The sequence below is a fragment of the Methylobacterium sp. J-092 genome, from assembly GCF_022829325.1.
Lineage (GTDB): Bacteria > Pseudomonadota > Alphaproteobacteria > Rhizobiales > Beijerinckiaceae > Methylobacterium.
Genome location: NZ_JAKSXU010000026.1, coordinates 1 through 6,480 on the forward strand (window position 1 = coordinate 1; position 6,480 = coordinate 6,480).

Sequence of the window (6,480 nt, forward strand, 5' to 3'; positions counted from 1 at the left end):
GCTTCGGCTGGATCGCCCGCTGCCGCAGGTTGGCTCGCGACCACGAGGCTACCCCGTCCTCTGCGCTCGCCTTCTTCGTCCTCGCCGCAGCCATGATCCTCGTCAGACGGATCGCCCGAGCTTTATGAAACAGGGTCTAAGGCAGTATCACAGGCTTTGGTCATGGTTGCCAGTGCCTGAGAGTAGTGAGCAATATCGCCCTTATGCGCGAAGTACGTTTTCGTAAGACAGCAGTCGTTTAGCTATCCTCATGGCAGAAGATGAACAACTCGTCCGTGTGGTCACCGCCGACACGCTGGTGGATATCGGTTATCAGACCACTACCAAGTTGAACAGAAGATCAACGGTCCGATTGTGGCGCACGTTTCGAGGAGGCGCCAAATGCGAAGGCAACCTGGACCGACTACCTTCGCCTCGGACATGCACTGGTCAGCTATCCGCATAGCTAGGGCCACCTCGGGATCTCCACCTTGCACCAGGATACAGGCCCCAAGCTCGCCGTAGCTGGGACATGCGCTTGAGCAAGCCCATCCGACTTGGCTCGATGGAACGTCGCGACCCTTCGGCGGGCCTCCTCGACGTCGATTGCGCATAGGACCGCTGCGAAGTCGTCGCCTCCGATGCGGCTGAGGCAATACTTAAGCCGTACCGTCGGTTGCTCTCGCCGCGACGATTGCGAAACGTCCGCGTGGAGTTCCCGACGAAAAACGCCCCCGATCGTCAGGTCAAATGCGATCGCGTACCCATCGCGTGGGACATGAAGAAGCGCAGCATCTCCCGGCTCGCATCGGGACCCTTGGGATCGGTGCGGGACCCGGATGGGTGGCCGCCAGCCCAGGCATGGCCGGCACCGTGCAGAAGCCATTGCTCCGATGACCAGGCTCCATAAATCTCCGCCAGGACGGTCCGCGTGAATGCCCTCCCGGCTGCGGAACGCCCCTCGGTGGTGGTGCCGGTCAGTTCCGTCCCCGGTCGCGATTGCGCAATGGCCTGATCCCCGTTGATCGATGCGACGGTCGTGTCGCGGTCCCCATGGAACACGATGGTCGGAACCGGATGCGCTGTCCGCAACGGTTGACGCACGGCGCCCCGGCGCATCGTCGAGAGGGCTGCCGCCATCGACCCGGCGGCCCCGCTGGCGAGTCCAGAATGGATGCCGACGGCGGCATAGATGTCCGGGTAGGTTTGGCCCATTACTGCGGCCGCTGCCCCGCCCGAGGACAGGCCCGCGACGTAGACCCTTGCCGGGTCCACGTCGAAATCCTCCATGATCCGTTGGGTCAGCCCGGCGAGAATGGACGGCTCGCCCCTCCCGCGGTGCTGGTCGCTGTCCCTGAACCAGTTCCAGCTCTTGATCATGTTGGCCGACCGGGGCTGATCGGGATAGGCCACGATGAAACCCTGCTCCTCGGCCAGCCGGTCCATCCGGGTTCCGATGGCGAAGTCGCGCGCGGTCTGCGAGCAGCCGTGGAGCATCACGACGAGCGGACGGGGACCGTGTCCGGAACCCGACGGCACAAACAGGTCGTAGGCGCGGCTACCGGCATTGTTGCCGTACCGACGTGCCAAGGCGCCGGGCCGGTCGATGGACCGCTCCACCGAATCCATCGACGCGGGTCCGGGACGCTTTGTCATCGAGATGCTTTCGAAGATGGCCCTGTATGGAGCGGATCGCGAGCTACGGCAGGGCGCCGATCATGCCCTTTGCCTCGGTCATCGTATTCTCGCATGCGCGCTTGTCGCCGCCTCGGTCCTCGGCGGACGCCCGGACGATGAGGGTCCGCGCGGCGGCAATGTGGTCGGCGGTTGAGACCATCTCCGGATCGCTCGGTGAGCCGCGGCGGATATCGGTCAGACCTCGTGCCGAGCCTGTTCGAAGTTCGTGCCCCGATTTCAGACCCGCGACCTGAACCGCCCCGGCGCTGTCGAGGCGACGCTCGATGGTGCCGATCTGTTCGGCGCAGGACGATGCGAGGGCGGGAAGCGGAAGGGTCGCGAGAACGGCGGCGGCGGCGAAGCGCATCATGGTGTCTCTCCGGGGGATGGCAGCACCCCCGGACCCACTCGGCGAGCGAACGATCGGGATGCCGTCCCTCACGCAGCGATGCGAGGGTAGCGTCTATCCAACACGAGCCAGCGACGAATGTTGCACTGCAACACGAAACGCAGGGCAGACCCGTGTCGGTCGCCGCCGTCATCGAAATTTGTCGATGCGGTCAATCGGTGATGGTCCGGCCGGGACACGGTTCCCACCAGCCCTTGGGGGATGGGGCTGCCACCGTCCCGAAAGGCGACCGGGCGTTCCCAGGCGCAGGAATTCTTATTGGTGCTCGCGGGATCAAGCGACCCAGGGGTTAGTTGTCATCATGCTTAGCGCTCGGCGGGGGACGGTTTTCCGCGGTTTTCGGGCGCAATATTTTTTCAGCAGGATCGATCAAATGAAGGCACTTACTTGGCAGAGCCGAGGCAAGATCTCGTGCGAGACTGTGCCGGACCCGAAGATCGAGCACGGTCGTGACGTCATCATCAAGGTGACCGCCTGCGCGATCTGCGGCTCGGACCTTCACCTCATGGGCGGCTTCATGCCCACGATGGAGTGCGGCGACGTCCTCGGGCACGAGACCATGGGTGAAGTCATCGAGGTCGGTCGGGACAACGCCAAGCTGAAGGTCGGCGACCGTATCGTGGTGCCCTTCACGGTCTGCTGCGGCGAGTGTCGCCAGTGCAAGTGGGGCAACTGGAGCTGCTGCGAGCGCACCAATCCAAATGGAGCGATGCAGGCCAAGGTGTTCGGCTATCCGCTCGCCGGACTGTTCGGCTTCTCGCACCTTACCGGTGGCATACCCGGCGGCCAGGCTGAGTACCTGCGGGTGCCCTACGCCGATGTCGGCCCCATCGTCGTACCCGAGGGCCTGACCGACGAGCAGGTGCTGTTCCTCAGCGACATCTTCCCGACCGCCTATCAGGCCGCCGAGCATTGCGACATCGGTCCCGAGGACACGGTGGCGATCTGGGGCTGCGGCCCAGTCGGCGTGCTCGCGGTGAAGTGCTGCCTGATGCTGGGCGCCAAGCGCGTCATCTCTATCGACAGCGTCCCGGAGCGCCTCGCCCTGGCGCGGGAAGCCGGTGCCGAGACCATCGATCTATCCACGGAGAACATCCAGGACACGCTGATGGAGATGACCCACGGCCTCGGTCCGGATGCGGTCATCGAGGCGGTTGGCATGGAGTCCCACGGGGCGGACACCACGCTGCAGAAGGTGTCGTCCGCCATTATGGAGCACACCGTCAGCCTGGAGCGTCCGTTCGCGCTCAACCAGGCGATCCTGGCCTGCCGCCCCGGTGGCAACGTCTCGATGCCCGGCGTCTTCGCGGGCCCGGTCGGTCCCGTCGCCCTCGGCATCCTGATGAACAAAGGCCTGACACTGAAGACCGGCCAGACCCACATGGTCCGCTATATGAAGCCGCTGATGGAGCGCATCCAAAACGGCGACATCGACCCGTCCTTCATCATCAGCCATCGCTCCACAAACCTGGAGGACGGCCCGGCGCTGTACGACATGTTCCGGGACAAGAAGGATGCCTGCACCAAGGTGGTGTTCAAGCCTCACGGCTGAAGGACGACCACGGAGCTGGAGCACGTTCGTCTCCAGGGACGAGGCACGGCCGGCTCCTGATGGGTCGCCGCCGCCCAACACAGACAAGAAAGCGATCCATGCCTACCGCAGTGATCTTCGACGTCGATGGCACCCTCATCGACTCGGTCCCCCAGCACGCCCGTGCCTGGCAGGATGCCTTCAGGGACTTCGGTCACGACATCCCGTTCGAAGACCTCAGGAGGCAGATCGGCAAGGGCGGGGACCTCCTGATGCCGGTGTTCCTGTCGGAGGCGGAAATCGCCGAGAAGGGCGATGCCCTGGAGGAGCACCGCTCGGGGATCCTGAAGGAGCTCTACCTCCCGACCATCAAGGGCCTGCCGCAGGTCCGGGCGCTCGTCGAGCGCCTGCTGGCCGACGGCAAGCAGCTCGCACTCGCCTCCTCCGCCAAGGGCGACGAGCTCAAGACCTACAAGAAGATCGCCGAGATCGACGATCTCATTAGCATCGAGACGTCGTCCGATGACGCGGAGGAGAGCAAGCCGAACCCGGACATCTTCCAGGCGGCCCTGAAGCGCCTCGACGGCGTCGCGGCACAGGATGCCGTTGTCGTCGGTGATACGCCCTACGATGCCGAAGCCGCTGCCAAGGCTGGCATTCGGACGATTGGGCTGCTTACGGGGGGGTGGACGGCCGAAGAACTCATGCAGGCCGGCTGCATCGCCACCTATCGGGATCCGGCTGAACTGCTCGCCCGATACGAGACCTCGCCACTCGCAGGGTCGCAGACCTGATCGTACGAGGACGGAGCACCTCCCATGGCAGCCACGAGCTCAACCCCGTCCGAGGGGCCGCACCTGCGCACCATCGCCATGCCGCGCGACACGAACGCTGCTGGTGCCATCTTCGGAGGCTGGACGGTTTCGCAGATGGATTTGGCCGGCGGAACCTTTGCTGCCCAGCGAACTAAGGGCCGCGTGGCGACGGTCAGCATCGACGCAATGCGTTTTCTCAGTCCGATCTCGGTCGGCGATGAGGTGAGTTGCTACTGCGCCCTACAGGAAGACGGTGAGACATCGTTGGGGGTTCGGATCGAGGTCTGGATCCGGGACAGGACCGGAGGTGATCCGCAGAAGGTCACCGAAGGGGTGTTCACCTATGTTGCCTTGGATGATGAGGGGAAGCCGCGGCATCGGGCCTAGCTACGGTACGACGGGAACTGGAGGCGTTCGCCGTTCCCAGGGTGCAGGGCTGAAGTGTCTGGTCTTCGATGCATGGCTGCTTCCGGGAAGCGCCGATAGTGGTTCGAACGGCTGAGTTGGGTCGGAAGCTGAGCGTCTGCTTTTGGACCAGGGCCTAAGGTCCGCTCCCCACCCGTTGCGAACTTCGCGGGTAGGTACCAAGCGTCCGATTCGGATCACTAGGCAGCCGTCCTCTCCTCGTCCACGCCGCCCGCAGCCTTCAGGCAGGCCTCCACCGCTCCCCGCAGCGACGAGGCGTAGTCGTCGGCGCCGACCTCCTTGCCGGCGGCGGCGTCCCCCAGCACGCTCTCGCCCTCGGGCCACAGGCCGACGAGCACCCGAACGCCGGGGGCACGCCGCCTCAGCCGCTCCATGAAGTAGCGCAGGTGCGCCGGGTTGCCGGTGATGTCGAGGTAGGAGATGCACACCATCGCTACGCCCGTGACGTCGAGGTTGCGCACCCGGTCGCGCGAGACGTCGCCATGGGACACCACCCGCGCGCCGAGGCCGTGCTTGCGCAGCAACTGCGCCAGCATTGCCGAGGAGGCTTCGTCGAGGGGACCGCGCCCAGCGACGCACAGCACAGGCGTCTCGCCCCGCCACGCCTCGGGCAATCCTTCGCGGGTCGCCGCCTGGCCCGGCACCGCCTCAGTCTTGAAGTGGGTCCGCTCGGCCAGCGTCGGCGTCTCGTTCGGATTGACGGCCTTGCCGTCGCCCATGGGCTCGACGTCCTCATGGTCCTCGAAGTCCTCGACGAGGGAGCGGGAGGACGCCCGGATATTCTCCAGCTGCGCCGGCGTGACAACGCCACGGGCGTAGTCGTTGGCGGCGAGCTGGAGACCCTTCAACGCGACCTCGTCGTAGTACGACGACAGGGAGCGTTCCTTCAGCATGGCCTCACCGAGGTCGCGGGCCTCGTCCGGGTCGCCTGCGAGCATGCGCTGGTAGAAGTTCTCGACCGGGGTCAACGGCGGCCGGTCGCCGAGCAGGATGTCGAGGAACTCAAGGCTGTCGACGTGGCGGCCGAGCACGACGAGGCAGACGGTGAACGGTGTCGCCAGGATCAGGCCGATGGGCCCCCATAGGAAACCCCAGAACAGGGTCGAGACGATCACCGCAAACGGCGAGAGCCCGGTGGAGTGGCCGTAAAGCAGCGGTTCGATCACCTGCCCGAAGATCGGTTCGGCGATCAGGAACAGCGCCGCGGTGGCAATGACCATGCTCCAGCCCGGATCGACCGCGGCGGCCAGCGCCACCGGCAGGATGCCTGAGATGAAGGCGCCGATGTAGGGCACGAAGCGCATCAGCGCCGAGAACACCCCCCATAGGAGGGGGTTGGGCACGCCGATCAACCAAAGGCCGACACCGACGATGACGCCGAACGCGGCGTTCATCCCAAGCTGGGCGAGGAAGTAGGTGCCGAGGCGACCGGCGGCGTCGTCCATGGCCACGGTCGTGCGATGCAGGTCGCTTGATCCGAACAGGCGGATCATGCGGTTGCGCAGGTCCTCGCGCTGCAGGAGCAGGAACACCACGACGACCAGCACGATGCCGACCGTGGTCAGCGGCTCGAAGATCGGACCGAGCACCTTCTCGGCGAGTGCGAGGGGGGAGATCTCCGGGTCCTGGACGCGGACCAACTG

Annotated in this window: 6 protein-coding genes and 1 pseudogene; 4 read left to right on the forward strand and 3 right to left on the reverse strand. The window is 65.3% G+C overall.

Features of this window, described 5'->3' with window-relative positions:
- Window positions 1-128: pseudogene (locus tag MKK60_RS00495) on the forward strand (IS5/IS1182 family transposase); the annotation flags it as partial.
- Window positions 129-720: 592 nt separating this feature from the next.
- Here MKK60_RS00495 and MKK60_RS00500 read toward each other — a convergent pair.
- A complete protein-coding gene (locus tag MKK60_RS00500; protein ID WP_243983462.1) occupies window positions 721-1,608 on the reverse strand; it encodes an alpha/beta hydrolase family esterase in 888 nt (295 codons plus the stop codon).
- Between the two features lie 70 nt (window positions 1,609-1,678).
- Complete coding sequence (locus MKK60_RS00505; RefSeq protein ID WP_243983463.1) at window positions 1,679-2,026, reverse strand: hypothetical protein; 348 nt, start codon at window positions 2,024-2,026, stop codon at window positions 1,679-1,681.
- 412 nt (window positions 2,027-2,438) lie between these two features.
- Between MKK60_RS00505 and MKK60_RS00510 the strand changes: the two genes are divergently transcribed.
- From MKK60_RS00510 to MKK60_RS00520, 3 genes are read left to right on the forward strand one after another with little or no spacing between them, the layout of a single operon-like run.
- Complete coding sequence (locus tag MKK60_RS00510; RefSeq protein WP_243983464.1) at window positions 2,439-3,617, forward strand: zinc-dependent alcohol dehydrogenase; 1,179 nt, start codon at window positions 2,439-2,441, stop codon at window positions 3,615-3,617.
- 59 nt (window positions 3,618-3,676) lie between these two features.
- Complete coding sequence (locus MKK60_RS00515; RefSeq protein ID WP_243983465.1) at window positions 3,677-4,390, forward strand: HAD family hydrolase; 714 nt, start codon at window positions 3,677-3,679, stop codon at window positions 4,388-4,390.
- A gap of 24 nt (window positions 4,391-4,414) precedes the next feature.
- Window positions 4,415-4,798, forward strand: coding sequence for an acyl-CoA thioesterase (locus tag MKK60_RS00520; RefSeq protein ID WP_243983466.1), 384 nt, complete (start codon window positions 4,415-4,417; stop codon window positions 4,796-4,798).
- Between the two features lie 218 nt (window positions 4,799-5,016).
- Here the strand turns inward: MKK60_RS00520 and MKK60_RS00525 are convergent.
- A partial coding sequence (locus tag MKK60_RS00525) for an AI-2E family transporter (protein ID WP_243983467.1) occupies window positions 5,017-6,480 on the reverse strand: 1,464 nt, incomplete at its 5' end.